14 protein-coding genes are annotated in these 15,298 nt (G+C 59.5%); 5 read left to right on the top strand and 9 right to left on the bottom strand.

What is annotated here, in order from left to right:
- Positions 1-54: 54 nt before the first annotated feature.
- Positions 55-2,352 (bottom strand): TonB-dependent receptor, encoded by a 2,298-nt coding sequence (locus tag SBA_RS10085; protein WP_261934321.1) that lies wholly within the window; start codon positions 2,350-2,352, stop codon positions 55-57.
- A 290-nt stretch (positions 2,353-2,642) separates the two neighbouring features.
- On the opposite strand from SBA_RS10085, the gene SBA_RS10080 reads away from it, so the two are divergent.
- Entirely contained in the window at positions 2,643-3,818 is a 1,176-nt protein-coding gene (locus tag SBA_RS10080; RefSeq protein WP_261934320.1) for a cytochrome P450, read from the top strand.
- A gap of 87 nt (positions 3,819-3,905) precedes the next feature.
- Here SBA_RS10080 and SBA_RS10075 read toward each other — a convergent pair whose 3' ends face one another.
- The 7 genes from SBA_RS10075 to SBA_RS10045 form a co-directional block, all read right to left on the bottom strand.
- The gene (locus SBA_RS10075) at positions 3,906-4,646 is read right to left on the bottom strand and encodes an SDR family NAD(P)-dependent oxidoreductase (RefSeq protein WP_261934319.1); all 741 of its coding nucleotides are present in this window, start codon (positions 4,644-4,646) and stop codon (positions 3,906-3,908) included.
- A gap of 15 nt (positions 4,647-4,661) precedes the next feature.
- On the bottom strand, positions 4,662-5,162 hold the full coding sequence (locus SBA_RS10070; RefSeq protein WP_261934318.1) for an aromatic-ring-hydroxylating dioxygenase subunit beta: 501 nt from the start codon (positions 5,160-5,162) through the stop codon (positions 4,662-4,664).
- Positions 5,163-5,164: 2 nt separating this feature from the next.
- Positions 5,165-6,463 carry an aromatic ring-hydroxylating oxygenase subunit alpha gene (locus SBA_RS10065; protein ID WP_261934317.1) on the bottom strand — a complete coding sequence of 433 codons (1,299 nt, stop codon included), beginning with the start codon at positions 6,461-6,463 and terminating at the stop codon, positions 5,165-5,167.
- 47 nt (positions 6,464-6,510) lie between these two features.
- Positions 6,511-7,647 (bottom strand): serine hydrolase domain-containing protein, encoded by a 1,137-nt coding sequence (locus SBA_RS10060; RefSeq protein WP_261934316.1) that lies wholly within the window; start codon positions 7,645-7,647, stop codon positions 6,511-6,513.
- 187 nt (positions 7,648-7,834) lie between these two features.
- The gene (locus tag SBA_RS10055) at positions 7,835-8,689 is read right to left on the bottom strand and encodes an SMP-30/gluconolactonase/LRE family protein (RefSeq protein WP_261934315.1); all 855 of its coding nucleotides are present in this window, start codon (positions 8,687-8,689) and stop codon (positions 7,835-7,837) included.
- A 22-nt stretch (positions 8,690-8,711) separates the two neighbouring features.
- Positions 8,712-9,569 carry an SDR family NAD(P)-dependent oxidoreductase gene (locus SBA_RS10050; protein WP_261934314.1) on the bottom strand — a complete coding sequence of 286 codons (858 nt, stop codon included), beginning with the start codon at positions 9,567-9,569 and terminating at the stop codon, positions 8,712-8,714.
- A complete protein-coding gene (locus SBA_RS10045) occupies positions 9,570-10,427 on the bottom strand; it encodes an SDR family NAD(P)-dependent oxidoreductase (protein ID WP_261934313.1) in 858 nt (285 codons plus the stop codon). It lies immediately after the preceding gene.
- 145 nt (positions 10,428-10,572) lie between these two features.
- Here SBA_RS10045 and SBA_RS10040 point away from each other — a divergent pair, with 145 nt between their 5' ends.
- The 4 genes from SBA_RS10040 to SBA_RS10025 all read left to right on the top strand — a co-directional run bounded on the left by SBA_RS10040 (position 10,573) and on the right by SBA_RS10025 (position 14,416).
- Positions 10,573-11,004 carry a nuclear transport factor 2 family protein gene (locus SBA_RS10040; protein WP_261934312.1) on the top strand — a complete coding sequence of 144 codons (432 nt, stop codon included), beginning with the start codon at positions 10,573-10,575 and terminating at the stop codon, positions 11,002-11,004.
- 88 nt (positions 11,005-11,092) lie between these two features.
- The gene (locus tag SBA_RS10035; RefSeq protein WP_261934311.1) at positions 11,093-11,824 is read left to right on the top strand and encodes a cyclase family protein; all 732 of its coding nucleotides are present in this window, start codon (positions 11,093-11,095) and stop codon (positions 11,822-11,824) included.
- A 163-nt stretch (positions 11,825-11,987) separates the two neighbouring features.
- On the top strand, positions 11,988-13,190 hold the full coding sequence (locus tag SBA_RS10030) for an MmgE/PrpD family protein (protein ID WP_390902440.1): 1,203 nt from the start codon (positions 11,988-11,990) through the stop codon (positions 13,188-13,190).
- A 194-nt stretch (positions 13,191-13,384) separates the two neighbouring features.
- On the top strand, positions 13,385-14,416 hold the full coding sequence (locus SBA_RS10025) for an aminopeptidase (RefSeq protein WP_261934310.1): 1,032 nt from the start codon (positions 13,385-13,387) through the stop codon (positions 14,414-14,416).
- On the opposite strand, the gene SBA_RS10020 is transcribed toward SBA_RS10025, so the two are convergent.
- Positions 14,413-15,192: an IclR family transcriptional regulator gene (locus SBA_RS10020; RefSeq protein ID WP_261934309.1), complete on the bottom strand. Its 780-nt coding sequence runs from the start codon at positions 15,190-15,192 to the stop codon at positions 14,413-14,415. The two genes, SBA_RS10025 and SBA_RS10020, sit on opposite strands and share 4 nt — an antisense overlap.
- Positions 15,193-15,298: the final 106 nt, after the last annotated feature.

Genomic DNA, 15,298 nt, shown 5'->3' with positions numbered 1-15,298 from the left:
AGCAAAGGAGCCGCAAACGCCTCCGTTTGCGACCCCATGAAAATAGCTTCTGTTTTAGAAGGTGTAGCGTAGATCCAGGAAGAACTGCCGCCCCGGCGATACCACCACCTGATAGCCGAATACAGGCGAGAGTGCCGGAAGAAGGTAACCCTGCACAACCTCATTGCTCAGATTCTTGCCGAGCAGCGAGAGCGACCATCCCTTGTCATCCTGTGCCAGGGTTACACCCGCATCAAAAGTCCAGTAACTGGGCGTGCGCGTCTTCGGATCATGCACGGCTGTCCATTGCGCGCCGTCATTATAATAGGCGCGCCCCTGGAGCCGAAGATTGAGGTCTCCGCTGATGTTGACCTCATATACAGCGCGCGCGCTACCGGTGACCTTGGGCAAACCGATCAGCGTCCCGCCGGCACCGTTTGTCGTCGCCGGATTGCATGGAACGCCAGGAATGCAGCCAGCGCCCGGGAAGTCGTCATATTTGCCATCGACATAGGCAAAATCGCCGCTCAAGGTCAGGCCATCAGCAACCAGGACCTGCGCGTCAAGTTCCACACCGGTCGCGTGCGCCGAACCGGCATTGCTGGTCACAACGCCGTTGCCGATCGGCTGCGACACCTGCATGTCCTTATATTTGGAATGGAACACCGCCGCGTTGAATCGGGCGCGTGGACCAGCGAACTTGAAGCCGGCTTCGACGTTCCTGGCCTTTTCCGAGTTGAATGCGAAAGGATCGGTCACAAACCCGTTTTCCGGAACAAGGCCGGATTTCTCCTGGTCGTTGAAGCCGCCGGACTTGGTGCCGGTGGTGAAGCTCGCATAGGCGGAAAGCCGCCGGCTGAACTCCCAGTTCACGCTGACGGAGGGGTTCCACGCGTTGAAACGGCGCGAACGACTGATGAAAGTGGGCCTTACGGTCGAAGGATCCGCTGGATTGACATAGGTCATCCAACCAAAATTCCCGTTGAGCACCGCGCTCATCGGATTGAATGTATAGCCCGTCAGCGGATCACCGAAGCTGGCTGCGGAGATCGTGTAATCGACGTCCTTCTTGACCGTTGAATAACGCACGCCGGCCGTTAACGAGAGTTCGGGCGTGAATTTGTAAGTGCCCTGCACAAAGGCGGCGATCGTGTCGTTCTTGAGTTGGAAATCATTGCGTACGGCGGACGTCAGTCCTGGCGCTCCGAACGCGGCAAAGCTGACGTCCAGACCCTGCGGAATGGAGTCGCTTTGATGAAGGTAGGTTCCGCCCACAATATATTGGAACGCCCCCTTGTCGGAGGAGGCGAGCCTGACTTCCTGGTAGAATTGCTTGAACTTCTCATCCGCATAAACGGTCCCCACGAAGGCGGTTCCCGGCGGCGTGAGCGACTGCGAATATTTGAAGGCGGAATAGCCAGTTGATGACGAGAATGTGCCGATGTCCGTGTCATAAGACATATTGAGCGACACATTGTGCGACTTGATTTTGGTGCGGTTGGGACTACCCGCCGGTGTAGTGTGATCGTAATCCACATCCCCGTCCTCGACCGGATCGAACACGCCAGGAACGACATAGGCGCTCTGGAACGTGGTGCCTTGTCGGTCGCTGCTGCTATATTCATAGCCCAGATCGGCTTTGAACGGGCTATCGGGCCGCCAGCTCAGGATCGCCCGGCCGATCTCATGATCTTCCTGACCGTCTTCCTTGCCGGAAACGAGATTGTCCAGATAGGCGCCGTCGCGACCAATCCGCCCCGCGACCCGCAGGCCCAACGTCGGCGAGACCGGAACGGACACGCCACCTTCGAAATTATAGCCCTGATTGGCGAATTCGTATCCCGCCGAGACATACCCTTCAAATTTCCCAGTATCGGCCTTTTTGTTGACGATGTTGATGCCGCCGGCATTCGCGTTGATGCCGAACAGCACGCCCTGGGGTCCACGCACTACTTCAACGCGCTCAACATCGAAATAGGGGTTGAGGAACTGGTTCGGGCGACCGGCATAGACACCGTCGATATAGGTGGCAACGGACTGTTCAAGCGCGCGGCTGCCACCGCCAGAGCCGAGGCCACGAATGGCGACGAAGGGCTGGAACGGCGTTGCCGACACCGCCAGATTGGGCACGGCGGTCGCCAGCCCCGTCACCGTGGTTATCCGGTCCTCGCGCAGCGAATCCGCGCTGATGACAGCAACCGACACCGGAACTTCCTGCAAGGTCTGCGCGCGCTTCTGCGCTGTCACGACGATGTCGGGCAAGCCTTCGCTTGCCGAGGAGCTAGTGGCCATCTGAGGCGCCGCATCTTGCGCATGTGCGGCGCTCACAGCGCACATGGCAGCCCCCGTCAGCAATATCGATAGCTTTTTCATTGTCAAAGCACCCCCTTCCCGATGCGTCATTGTCTTTTCAACCCTGCGACGCTTTGGTCCACACACACCGCTACCAAGGGCTCGGTGATGGCATCATCTCATCGCACTCGCCGTTGCCTCCGAACTTTCCGGATTCACCGCAGCGATTGATGGCGTGATAAACGGAACAGGATCGATATTCCACTAAAAAAAATGCTATTCCATTTAATGGAATTTTCAATCAGAATAATTCCGTTGATCGATATGATTTTCCGTTTATCTAGAGTCATCCTTTATCCGAGTAGGCAGGTATGAGCACTCAGATCGCGTACGCCACTTTTGATCACGACCTGTTTTCAGACGAGTCCGTTGCAAACGCGCATGCGTTCGATGGCCAGATGCGTGAAGCCGGACCAGCCGTATGGGTTTCGCAATATGAAAGCTGGTTCGTGGGGCAGCATCGCGCAGCGAAAAAGGTCTACGGCAATCCGAAGCTGTTTTCGTCCAAGGCGAACCCGTTCAACTCCAGCGCCTCGATTGCCCTACCCATCCTGCTGGGCGATGATCCGCCCAAGCATGGCGAGGCGCGTGCCGCCATCACGCCTGTGTTTTCCCCTGCGGCAATGATGCGCGCGAAAGAGCAGTTCGATTCCGTTGCCCGCCTTATGGTTGCAGAGGCATTGGATGAGCGCGAAATCGATGCCGCCAAATTGGCCGGCAGATTTATTCTGAAGGCCTTTCCCGACCTGCTCGGCCTACCGGCCGAAGGGCGTGATCAGCTGATTACGATCGGCCAAGCTGTGCTTAACGCGTTCGGAACCGGGAATGCCCGGACCGCAGCCGCGATGGAAAAGGCGGGACCAGGCTTTGGTTGGCTTCAGACAAGCTGCGCTCGCTCGAGCGTGACGCCAGATGGGATGGCAGAACAGATCTACATGCTGGCCGATCAGGGAAAAGTCAGCGAGGAAGACGCCGCTCTGCTGGTCCAGACCGTTCTCTTTGCCGGGTTCGATACGACAATCTTGGCGCTGACCAATTTCCTCACGCTGATAGCGCGCAATCCGCAGCATTGGCGAGCCCTAGATGACCCCGCAATCCGCCGTAACGCCTTCGAGGAAGCTCTGCGCATGTATCCACCCGGCCGATACAGCAATCGCGTCGCGGCTGAGGATTGCGAGATCGAGGGCATAGCCATCGCCAAAGGCGACCAGATCGCGCTTGGCATAGCGGCAGCAGGGCGCGATCCGCGTCACTGGGAGAGGCCCGACGAGTTCGATCCGTATCGCAAGGCCACCGGCCATCTCGCCTTCGGTTTCGGAATTCATACATGCATCGGCCAGAGCCTGGCTCGTCTGGAATATGAGGCGCTGATAGGTGCCCTGCTCGCGCAGGTGTCCGAAATCGAGGCCGCAGGCGAAGCCACTATTCTGATGAATAATGTGACGACGGGTTTTGGATACTCGCCCATCAGACTAAAGGCCCTGTAATAGCGAAAGAGCCGGCCGTCTGGGCGGCTGGTTCTCGTAGCGCACCGCAAGATAATGAGATCGAACTCGACGCCGGCATGGCTGTGCCTACTGGACGATGGCGCCGCCATCGACGGCGATGCATTGCCCGACCACATAGCTTGCCTCGTCCGACGCCAGGAACAGCACCAGATTCGCGATTTCATCCGGGTGGGCGATCCTGCCTATCGGGATCATCGACTTGAGGTGATCGGCGAGAACAGTGTTTCCCATGGCGCGGGCCAATAGGCGCGTATCGGTCGCACCTGGACAAACGGCGTTCACACGGATGCCATGGGATATGAGGTCGAGCGCAGCGGACTTCGTCAGACCCACTACCCCATGCTTGGCCGCACAATATTCCGTGCCTCTGGGCGTAGCGATGATGCCGGAGACAGATGCGGTATTGACGATAGCACCGCCACGGTCGCGCATGGCCTCGGCCTCGGCCTTCAGGCAATGAAAGACGCTGGAAAGATTGACGTCGATCGTCCGTCGCCATTCGTCATGATCGAGTTCGAAAATAGTCTTGTGGGCCCCGCCAATGCCTGCATTGTTGAAGGCGCAGTCTAGGCGGCCAAAGCGGTCAACAACATGTTGCACCATGGCATTGACCGATGCGGGGTCGGTGACATCGACCTGCACCGCGCTTGCCTTGCCCGACATGGTCGCAGCGACGGCCTCCGCTGCGCCCATGTCGATATCTGCGATCGCCACTTGCGCGCCATGATCGGCAAATTTTCGCGCCGTCGCCGCCCCGATGCCCGATCCTCCACCGGTAATCAGGACCGTCTTGCCGTTGAAACGCATCGTTCGCCGCGTGCTTCAGATCGGTGCTGAAATGGCGCTGAGCGCGGCGGCGGACTGGATCAGATCAACCCGTTTTGAGAGGATGACGAACCCGTCGTTCTTCCGCGCCAGTTCATGATGCACCGTCCCTGCAAGGCTGCGATGATCGTCGGGGGCCGCTTCCAAAGTCCGATATTCATCATAAAGGAGCTTCGAGCGGACCGATATCACACCCTGACGGTCATTAAGGATCGTAATATTGGAGACGAAGCGACAGCATCGCGGCGCGGGCAGGAAGGAATAGGCCGTGTCGAGGTACAAGCGATTGACGATGATCTCCAGAAAAGGCTTGTCCGCGTCGAAGATGGAAGGGCTTGCCAGGCGTTCTTCGCTCTGCGGATCGACCGGAACCCAATAATAGCCGTCATCGTCGAAGAGGGCGAGCCATTCGTGAAACCGTTTGTCGTCCAGAAGTTGGGCCTCGCCATATAAAAAATTGCTGACGGCCTCCACCTTACTCATGGTCATCGTATCCATGATCACGCCTCCTCACGCATCAATGCACCCCAAGCATCGAATTGATTCTTGATATAGGCCTCGCTCGTTCCCGTGATGCTCACCTCCTGACCATCACGCTGCGTCTCGTCGTGGCTTCCCCTGTGCACTGAACTCCACCGCCGGCTGTCATCGCGATATGTGCGCTGAAGCCGCTCGAACATTTCAATATCGTCTGCGAGCGCAAACGAACTCGGCGATCCCGACGCCCAGTTGTAGAATACGGTCGTCTTGTACACCGATTCCGGCGCCCCCTTCAGCTTGAACAGCAACGCGACGATTTCGGTGCGGTCCACCGCGATCGGACGGACGATGCGGATCGTGCTCATTCGCGCATTCACGCTGGCGGAGGGGTAGAGGAGCGAGATGTGACGGCTTGTGCCGATCACGCGTTGTGCTTCATCCTCACCGCGCCGCGCGGCCACGGCATCAAACACCGGATCGCCCGGCCCCACCTTCGCGCCGCCCAGTTGCGGCGCGCCGCCCGTGTAGCTGTGGCCGAACGGATAATATTTGACGAAGGTGTGGTCGCGCATCTGATTGGGCGTGGGATTGATCGCACCCAGCATCATTTCCGGCGACAGGCGGCTCTTGTCCTCGACCATCTGAAGCGCCGTGGCGGCCGAGGCGTGTGTCGAGGTGAAGTGCAGCGCGTCGTTGAGATTTTCCAGATAGAGTTTCCAGTTGCCGCGATAGACGTGCCGCTGGACGATGGGCTGCGCTTCGATCTCGCCGTCGGGTGCCCGGTCGACAAAATCGTCGAAGGCCCCTGCAAAATCGCCGAGAAAAGTCTCCAGATCCGTGACCGGCGCCGCGCTGACAAACAGGAAGCCACGATATATGGCGACTTCCCCTACCTTGTGCAGGCAGTGGCCTTCCCAGTCGAAGTCCGCGCCATATTCCGACCGCAGCGGCATGCCGGCGAGCGTACCGTCGGTCTTGAACGTCCAACTGTGATAGGGGCATACGAAACGCGGCGTGTTACCACGCGCGTCCGTGCGCAGCGGCGCACCGCGGTGCGGACAGGAATTGAGAAAAGCGTGGACCGCGCCGGAGGCATCCCGCACAATGATTGTCGGCCGGGTAGCTACGCTGGTCAGATAGTAATCGCCTGCCTTTGTCACCTGACTTTCGTGACCCACCAGCAGCCAGCTCCTGGCGAACAGCCGGTTCATCTCAAGCTCGAAAATCTCGGGACTGGCGTAAACGTCCCGGTGGACTTCGTCGCCCTTCACAAATTCAGCGGGATCGAAAGACCGCGCCATTGTTTCCTGCGCCAGCATCACCTTCTCCTTCATACTATAGTGGGGGGCGCCCGAAGCCTCGTGGATCAGGGAGTGCAGGCAAAGGTCGCCTCGACCAACCGATCGGCGCGAGGGCCGGCGGCCAGCGTATTGTGCATCCGGTTGGGGGTATAACCGTAGCTCAGCCGCCGCGCGGGATCGACGAAGCCGAGCGACCCGCCGACGCCTCCATGGCCAAAGGAATCCGGATTGGGACCGAACCCCATCGTCGGCGGCGAGTTGAGCAACAGCCCCAGTCCTTGGCGATACACCTTGTTCGCCCGCTGCTCGACCTCTTCATGCTGCATCGTTCCCAGCAGCCTGACAGCCTTTTCGGACATCAGGCGAACGCCATCCAGCGTGCCGCCATTGGCAACTGCGCTCCACAGCCGGGCGAGCGCCCGCGCATTGCCGTGGCCGCTGCCGCTCGCCACCTCGGCGACACGCCATTCGGGTGCATTGAGCACGATATCCATCGGCTGGTCGGGGAATTGCGCGAAGCCCAGACTCATCACAGTGGGCTCGGGCGAGTGGCGGCCGGCGAAGACGTCAGGCGGAACCAGAAAATCAGCGCAACGCGCGCTTTCGTCCGGCCTCAATCCGAGATGATAATCGATACCCAGCGGCTCGGCGACCTGCGAACGGAAGAATTCGCCGACTTTCATGCCGGTGGTGCGACGCAATATCTCGCCAAGCAGGAAGCCCTGCGAAATGACATGATAGGCCGCGACCGTACCGGGCTCCCAGAGTGGCTTCTGCTTCGCCAACTGCGCAATCACGGCGTCATAATCATAGAGCGTGCCCGGCCCCAGCTCCTCGATATAGGGTAGTCCGGCGCGGTGATCGAGGACGAAACGGATGGGCAGATCCGCTTTTCCGTTCTGCGCGAATTCCGGCCAATATCGGGCGACCGGCGCATGGATGTCGATCAGCCCGCGATCGACCGCCATCATGAAGCAGATCGCTGTTACGCCCTTCGAGGAAGACATGCAGCACACGATCGTGTCTTCATGCCACGGGCGCGTTTTCGCCGCGTCCTGATAGCCGCCCCACATATCTACGACGGTTTCGCCTTCAATAATGACGGAAACGGCCGCGCCGACTTCTTCACCATCCTCGAAAGATTTTTCAAAAATATCGCGGACGTGCGCAAATCGTTCGTCGCACCGACCCTGAACGCTCATCGTGGCACCGCTCCCAATCTCGATCATTGCGAATTCCATTGAATAGAATTATTTTCCGTTTATAGCACAACGCCGCCTGATGGCAACCCTAGCCACCGCCGGCAGGGAATCTTCTTGGCCTGCAGCGGCTTCAGGCTCCGATTGCCTTCTGCTTTCCGCAAGCCGATACCGCACATAAGCCGAGGCCTCAGAGAAGAGTCCGGGTCGCGCCGAGGCCTGTCGCGTCGATCTCGTCGATCACGAACATATGGCCGCCCAAGGGATCACTGCCCATATTCATCAGCGAAGGATCAAGGCTCGTGACGAATAGCCGATCAAGACCGGCTCCTCCGAAAGCCAGGCTGGAAACCCATTTGCAGGGAAGTTCAATCGAGCGAACCAGCTTTCCCCTGTCGTCAAAGCAGGCGACCTGCCCTGCCTGACAGATCGTTACCCAATAATTGCCTTCGGAATCGACGGTTGCTCCATCTGGGATGCCACCGAGCGCCGCTGTTTCGGCAAAAAGCCTCTCGTTGGACAATAGGCCGCGCTCGAGATCATAGTCTGCGGCGAAGACCGCGTTGCGAGCGCTGTCGGCGAAATAGATGGTCTTGCCATCGGGCGACCAAGCCAAACCGTTCGGCACCGTCACTCCTCCGCGCAATCGCGTAGCTCCGCCGTCGCGACCGATTGCGAAGAATGACCCTACCGGTTCTCTCATCGCCATCGCGAAACTGGAGACCACAAAGCGGCCTGCGGGATCGGCTTTACCTTCTGTTAGCAGCAGGGACCGATCTTCCGGTTCCACATCGACCAGGAGCCGCGCTTCGCCGCTGTCGAAGTCAAAGAGCGAAACGCCGGTCGCCAAGCCGAGCACGGCGCCTCCTGTTTCACGCAGCGCCATAGAACCGATGATTTCTCCGACATCGAACCGCTCCGCGCTGCCAGCGATCGGATCATATCGCACGATCTGGCGCGCCAAGATATCGACCGCATAAACCCGCTGCTCCCTCTCGTCCCACAGTACGCCCTCGCCGATCCCACAGCGGAACGATTCGATCATCGTTACAGTCATCGGCTTTCTTTCAGGCTAGGGGAGCTTTAGAGAGCGCTTGCGAGGAGCGCTGGCGTTCTATTTCCGCCATCAGCGCGTCATGCTCCGGGGCGATCTGCTGTGTATATTCCGGGTGTGTAATGGCCCAAAACCTGCCATTGCGAACCGCATCCAAGGCGATCTGCGCTGCATCGCGGGCGGACATCCGCTTTGCATCCATGATGTGGCCTAAAGCCTTCATCACCGGATCGTCCGTGGCGTCGCTGGTCGGCGGCGGTCCATAGCGCTGGTCACGCCGGTCGAGACTGCCATAGATAGTGGTCTGGATCGGTCCGGGACAGAAAGCGGTGACGCCCACCTTTCCGTCGGTCAATTCCATTTCCCGCGCCAATGTCTCCGTCACCGCCAGCACAGCATATTTGGAAGCGGCGTAGGCCGCCAGCGCGGAGTTTGTGTACAGGCTTAGCAACGAAGCCGTATTCACGACATAGGCACCGTCCGGGTTCGTCGTGAGGTGAGGAAGAAAGCTGTTCAGTCCATGCACGACACCCCAGAAATTGACGTCGAACACCCAGCGCCAGTCGCGGAGCGACATTTTGTAGAGGCTTTGCTGGAATCCCACGCCCGCATTGTTAAAGAGCAGGTCGACCTTCCCATGGCGCTGCATCACTTGAGCGGCTAGCGAATCCATCGCCGTCGCATCGCTCACGTCGCAGGCGATCGCCGTGATGCCGAGATCGAGCGCCGTCGCATCCAACGTTTCACCAGGGAGGTCCGCGATAACGACCGTGGCACCGCCTTCCTGCAACAATTCCGCCAGCGCCCTGCCGATGCCCGCTGCACCGCCGGTGATGACGGCGACCCGATCGTTGAAGTTGTCGATCTTCATTCAATTCTCTCCCAGTGACATTTCCCTCGGCAACCGTGCCGGAAGGGCAGCTTCGAACGACTTTTCAATCTCCCGGTGACGGGCGACAACCCGACTGGCCAGTTCCGGATGGGTTTGAACATAGAGATCGCCCCGCTCCATCGCGGAAAAGCAGAGTTCGGCGACCTCTCGTGGTTCAAGAAAGCGGACTTCATGGGCGGCAAGCACGCCGCCGCCGCCGGTAAGATCGAAATCCCTGAGGCCGGTCGCCTGTCCGTCGAGCTTGCGGTGGCGCGAGCCGAAGGCGATTCCCGTCCGGGTAGGACCGGGGCAAAGTACGGTGGCGGTGATGTTCGCGCCCTCCAGCGCCATTTCCGCCGCCAGAACTTCGGTCAGGGCGACGACGCCAAACTTCGCTGTTGCATAGCCGGCACGCCCTGGCAGCGCCGCAAGGCCCGACAAGGATGCCGTGTTGAGAAAGAAACCGCGCTTGGCTTGCCGCAACAGGGGGAGAAAGGCATGTATGCCATGGATCACGCCCCACAGATTGACGTCGAGCATCCAGCGCCAGTCGTCGAGCGTCATGTCCGCGATACTGGAGGCAGGACCTACCCCGGCATTGTTGCAGACCATATCCACGCGACCGAAACGCCGCATCGTGAAGTCAGCAAGGGTCGCAACCGATCCCGCGTCAGCGACATCGACCATATGAAAATGCGCACCGATCGCGTCTGCGGCAGATTGTCCACGGGCGGCATCCAGATCGGCAATGACGACATCCATTCCGCGCACCCGCATGGCTTGTGCCAATCCCTCGCCGATGCCGGAGGCGCCGCCGGTAACGACGCCAACCATATCCTGAAAATTGATGCGGGCCATGTCCTCTCCACTGCGTAGTTGCACGCCTCGTCAGTAAATTCTTATATACGGAATATTTTTCCGTTGTATAGAATGAAATGGGATCACTCACAGATCAAAGTTGTTACTGCCGCATTGATGCATGCCCAAAGGAGAGGAACAGTTCATGACCAGCAGCCTCGCATTGAACCCACAGGATCGAATCGCCATCGAGGATTTGCTGACGGACGTCAGCATCGCCGTCGATGACCGCGATCCGGCCCTGTTCGATAGCCTGATCACGGACGATATCGCGTTCGACGTAGGCATGGGCGCCCTCAACGGGCGTGAGGACGTGATGGCGACATTCACTGGCCGTGCGGCCGACCGCAGCTTCGTCGCCCGGCATTTGTGGACCAATCTGAAGATATTGGCGGTCGATGGCGACACGGTCCGGTTGCGTTGCGCGATGGCCACCTTTGCCGTTATGGATCCCGATGGCGAGCCCAAGCGCGTATGGCGATGTGGTGATTATTTCGATACGGTGCGTCGCACGGCGGACGGTTGGAAACTCGCTTCGCGCAAGCTGTTTCTGGCACTGCCCGATGGGCCGGGCTGAGCATACTAACGTAGCCGTTCGTGCGCGCGCTCGTAAATCTGGTGACGCAGCGCACACGGACCACAACCCCATTTGACGGAATGTTTCGATGTGCCAGCATGACCATCAGCCTAGCGACATATGGATAGGATGGAGCGATGCCCCCCGTCCCGACATCACAGGTCACGGACCTTGGACCGATCTGTCGCATGTCATAACCGAGGACCTGTCGCGCTCGCCGATTTTTCCGAAGCCGAGAATCGAGCGTATCTACAGTCAGCCCGATTATCCCGGCAATGCCACGGAAATCTGCATGGTCTGCCATCATGGCACACATGTGGACGCTCCACGTCATTTCCTTTTGGATGGCCCCGCCTTCGAGGACATTCCGCTGGAACGCCTTTACGGACCAGGCGTCGTGCTGCGCCTTGACAAGGGCCCCAACGAGGCGATCGATGCAGCTGATCTGGCGGCCGCCGGGCCGGAAATCCGGCGGGGCGACATTGTCCTGCTGGATACGGGATGGTGGCGGCGCATCGCCGATCATGACTATGAGGACCACCCCTATTTGACGGCGGAAGCCGCCAGTTGGCTGGTGGAGCGAGGCGTCAAGATGCTCGGTGTGGATTTCAGCACGCCGGATCTGGGCGCCGCGCTGCGGCCGAAAGGCTTCGCGTATCCGGTGCATCGCATTCTGCTTAGCCGAGGCATTTTGATCGCCGAGCATGTCACCAATCTCGCGCCCCTGTCGGGCCGACGTATCGAGGCGATCTTCGCCGCGCTCTCTATTCAGGGCGCTGACGGCGGCCCCGCACGCGCGATGGCGCGGGCCATCGATTAAACGCCAGTGCGGCTAAGCGACTTAACGATTGGCTAGCCTTGGCAGTTTGCTAAGGACGCGAGGCATGGACCTCGTGATGGATCGACTGCGCTCTGCCGCAACCGTCGCCTTCGCCGCGAACGATCGGGAAATTGCAGCCCGAGCGATCGCCGACACCTTGGCGGTGGCGGCGGCCGGCTACTGCATGCCGAGCGTGAGACGGGTTTCCGAACATCATGCGGTCCTTGCCTCCCCGTTAGCGGTATCGTGGGATGGCATCGGTCGCAGGAGCGTCGATGACGCAGTCTTCGTCAATTCGATGGCGGCGCATGCGCTCGATTTCGACGACGTGGATATATATAGTTCCGCGCATCTGAGCTGTATCGTCGTCCCCGTCCTTCTGGCGGAAAACATGCCTCAAGACGAAGAGGCCCTCCTAGACGCAATTCTGACGGCTACGGTCGCCGCGGGAATGCTCGCCGATTGGCTTGGTCCTGACCACTACAGACGCGGCTGGCATGCCACCTCTACGATAGGCACGATCGCCGCAACGGTAAGTCTGGCGCGATACCGTCGGTTATCGCCTCGACACCTGACCAACGCGGTCGCCATCGCCGCGTCGCAGATGTCGGGCCTTCAGGGAAATTTCGGCTCGGACGCAAAGGCGATGCATGCGGGATTTGCCGCACTTGCGGCACGGCGGGCGGTGGATATGGCGGCTCTGGGCCTGACGGGAAACCCTGAGATCCTGACGAGCGAGAGCTTCTGCAACAATTATGGGCCGACCGAAGAAGGCCTCGCCGCCATAGCGCCGCCTTCGCTGGCGGATCGTCAGTTGACGAAATTCTATCCCTGCTGTTTCGCGATCCATCGGGGCATCGCGGCCGTTCTAGAGGCAAGGCGGATAATGGGCGACGCGATCGTCAACGATGATGTTCGCTTTATCCTCACATTTCCGGCGGCGTCCCATGTCGTCCTGTTGTCGGACATGCCGGTCAATGGCACGCAGGCCGCATTCTCCGCGCCCTATTGCTGCGCTGCTGCGCTGCGCGACGGCACACTCGACATCGGCCATCTCACGAAAGGCTTCGGCGAGCCTCGCCTGTTCGACTTGGCGCGCCGATTCAACGTCTCGGCCAACGAAACGTCATCCGGGACGCGCCTGCATGACGGCTATGTGACACTCGACGTCACATCGGCCGGCGGGAAAAGTCTCAGCATCGTCCAGGACATAATGCCGGGCAGCGCAGCCGATCCGACGTTTAACACGGCGTTCCGGGCCAAAACGACCAACTGTCTGCTCAGATATGCGGAGACTTTCGACCGTGATTTCCCCGCGCTAGCGCAGGCGGATCTGCACCCACGGATTCGAGCCTATCTTCTCTAGCTCAATGCGGCGCGAATGTGCCCTCTAACCTTCTGCCATCGTAAAAAACAGCAAGGTCCCGGAAGACGCTTGACATGCGCATCGTATGATTTATTCCGGTAGTCGGAATTGCCTTCTACCAAGTGGTATTTTCACCGCTTAGATTGGCAAGACGCATCACATAGGCTGTCAAACGCAGTTTTAGGGGAACACCATTGTCGATAGACGAGCAGTCGCTACGCCGCGTCCTTCAGACGCCGCTCAAACTCAACGCGAAGGCAGGCGAGCGCGTCCTCATCATAACCGACACAGCCATCGATCCTCGGGTGTGGTCGGCGCTTCAGGGAGCGGCAGTCGATCTGGGCATGGAACCGATCGTATCGGTCATCACCCCGCGTGAGGCACATTCGACCAATCCGCCCGGCGTCATCTGCGACGCCGCGCTGGATTCCAGGACGGATCTCAGCATCTATCTCACGAGTACAGCGATGGCCCACGCCAAGCTGACGGATGCGTTTATCGATCAGCGCAAACGCTTCATCCTGATGGAAGAATTGTCCGCCGACATGCTGGGCGAAGATGGCCCGGGCAGCGCCGATTATCCGGCACTCAATCGACTGGGCCTGAAAATCGCCGAGACCTACACGCGCGGCGACAGCATCACGGTGACATGTCCGAACGGGACCAATCTCACAGCCAGCATCACGGACAGGCCGGGTCGATCAATTTCGGGTCTGCCGCTGGAAATGCGCCCGGGAGGCGGCATCGGCTGCGCCTTTCCCGATGGCGAGGCGCATGTCTGCCCGGTGGAAGGCACGGGGAATGGCAGGATCGTGTTCGATCTGACCGCGCACAGCACCGGCCTGCTGGATGAACCGATCGTGATCGAGGTGAAGAATGGACGCGCAATCTCTATCGAAGGCGGGCGCGGCGCACAGATATGGCGAGACATCCTCGCCCGTTTCGCCGACGACAACAACTATAATTGCCCGGCGGAGATCGCCATTGGACTCAATCCAAAGGTAACGCCGACCGGCAAGATGCGGACGGACAAGAAGATGTATGGCGCGGTCCATATCGGACTTGGCGACACGATCGCTCTGGGCGGCACCTGCCATGCACGGCTGCGCCTGGAGGGCGTGATCAGCAAGCCGGAGGTCTCCGTCGACGGGCAATTGCTGACGCGCGACGGCAAAATCCTGATCGATGAGGAGGGTGTCGGCAACGACATCCCGGCACGGGTCTAACGCCGGCCGAGCAACTTGCTGATAGCCGCCGCGCCATCGACGACGATTTTTGCCAGCTCCTCGGCACGCGCGGCGGCAAACCGCTGTTCCGGCATGGTGATCGACAAAGCCGCCACGACTTTGTTGTGACCATCGAAGACAGGCGCTCCTATGCCCACCGCGCCGGGCACTTTCTGTCCGTGTGTGATGACATAGCCTCGCGCCCGTATTGCAGCGAGGTCGGCGAGCTGGTCCTCGCGGTTTGCGAATGTCGAATCGCTATCATCCTGCAACAATCGGTCAAAAATCTCGGCGATGAACGTGCCATCCAAGAAAGCTAGAATAGCGCGTCCGGTAGCGCCGCGAAGCAGCGAACCACGTTGGAACATATCGATGTCATAACGAAGGGGGTGGGGCGAGGCGACCGACGCCGTCACCATCACTTTAAGTTCGTGCGGCAACAATTGGGTCAGCAATACCGCTTCCTGCGCCTGCTCTGATACGCCTTGCATGACATTGCGCGCCACATCGCCGATCTGGATCTTGCTCGCAAGCAGCGCAGCAATCCGGAGCAACTCCATCCCCGGTCCGTAAAGCGAGCGCGTGCTGCTCTTTGCGACAATATCCTCGGTCAGCAGCAGCTGGAGCAAGCGGTGGACGGTGCTCGGCGCCAGATTGAGCTGGCGGGAGATATCAGTAATGGAAATGTCGCCTTGCGCCTCAGCCAGACACCGCATGAGCCGAACGACCCGAATGATCGTACCTGTTCCTTCCGACCGCATTTCCAATACCTCCATCTTCGCTCCGTCTGTTAGACGGTTTTTCCGCTGAGTGAGAAGCTTTTTCCTAGCCGCGCTCTTGCCTCCTCTGCAAAGACTGTATATTCCGTTTGATGGAACATAT

The organism is Sphingomonas bisphenolicum, assembly GCF_024349785.1.
Lineage (GTDB): Bacteria > Pseudomonadota > Alphaproteobacteria > Sphingomonadales > Sphingomonadaceae > Sphingobium > Sphingobium bisphenolicum.
This window is presented reverse-complemented; position numbering and strand designations above follow the sequence as displayed.

Coding starts and splice junctions, on each gene's coding strand:
- SBA_RS10050 (WP_261934314.1), bottom strand. CDS start 9,569: ATGAAGATCGACAACTTCAACGATCGGGTCGCCGTCATCACCGGCGGT.
- SBA_RS10075 (WP_261934319.1), bottom strand. CDS start 4,646: ATGCGTTTCAACGGCAAGACGGTCCTGATTACCGGTGGAGGATCGGGC.
- SBA_RS10035 (WP_261934311.1), top strand. CDS start 11,093: ATGTGCCAGCATGACCATCAGCCTAGCGACATATGGATAGGATGGAGC.
- SBA_RS10020 (WP_261934309.1), bottom strand. CDS start 15,192: ATGGAGGTATTGGAAATGCGGTCGGAAGGAACAGGTACGATCATTCGG.
- SBA_RS10060 (WP_261934316.1), bottom strand. CDS start 7,647: ATGAGCGTTCAGGGTCGGTGCGACGAACGATTTGCGCACGTCCGCGAT.
- SBA_RS10065 (WP_261934317.1), bottom strand. CDS start 6,463: ATGCTGGCGCAGGAAACAATGGCGCGGTCTTTCGATCCCGCTGAATTT.
- SBA_RS10045 (WP_261934313.1), bottom strand. CDS start 10,427: ATGGCCCGCATCAATTTTCAGGATATGGTTGGCGTCGTTACCGGCGGC.
- SBA_RS10080 (WP_261934320.1), top strand. CDS start 2,643: ATGAGCACTCAGATCGCGTACGCCACTTTTGATCACGACCTGTTTTCA.
- SBA_RS10055 (WP_261934315.1), bottom strand. CDS start 8,689: ATGATCGAATCGTTCCGCTGTGGGATCGGCGAGGGCGTACTGTGGGAC.
- SBA_RS10070 (WP_261934318.1), bottom strand. CDS start 5,162: ATGGATACGATGACCATGAGTAAGGTGGAGGCCGTCAGCAATTTTTTA.
- SBA_RS10040 (WP_261934312.1), top strand. CDS start 10,573: ATGACCAGCAGCCTCGCATTGAACCCACAGGATCGAATCGCCATCGAG.
- SBA_RS10085 (WP_261934321.1), bottom strand. CDS start 2,352: ATGAAAAAGCTATCGATATTGCTGACGGGGGCTGCCATGTGCGCTGTG.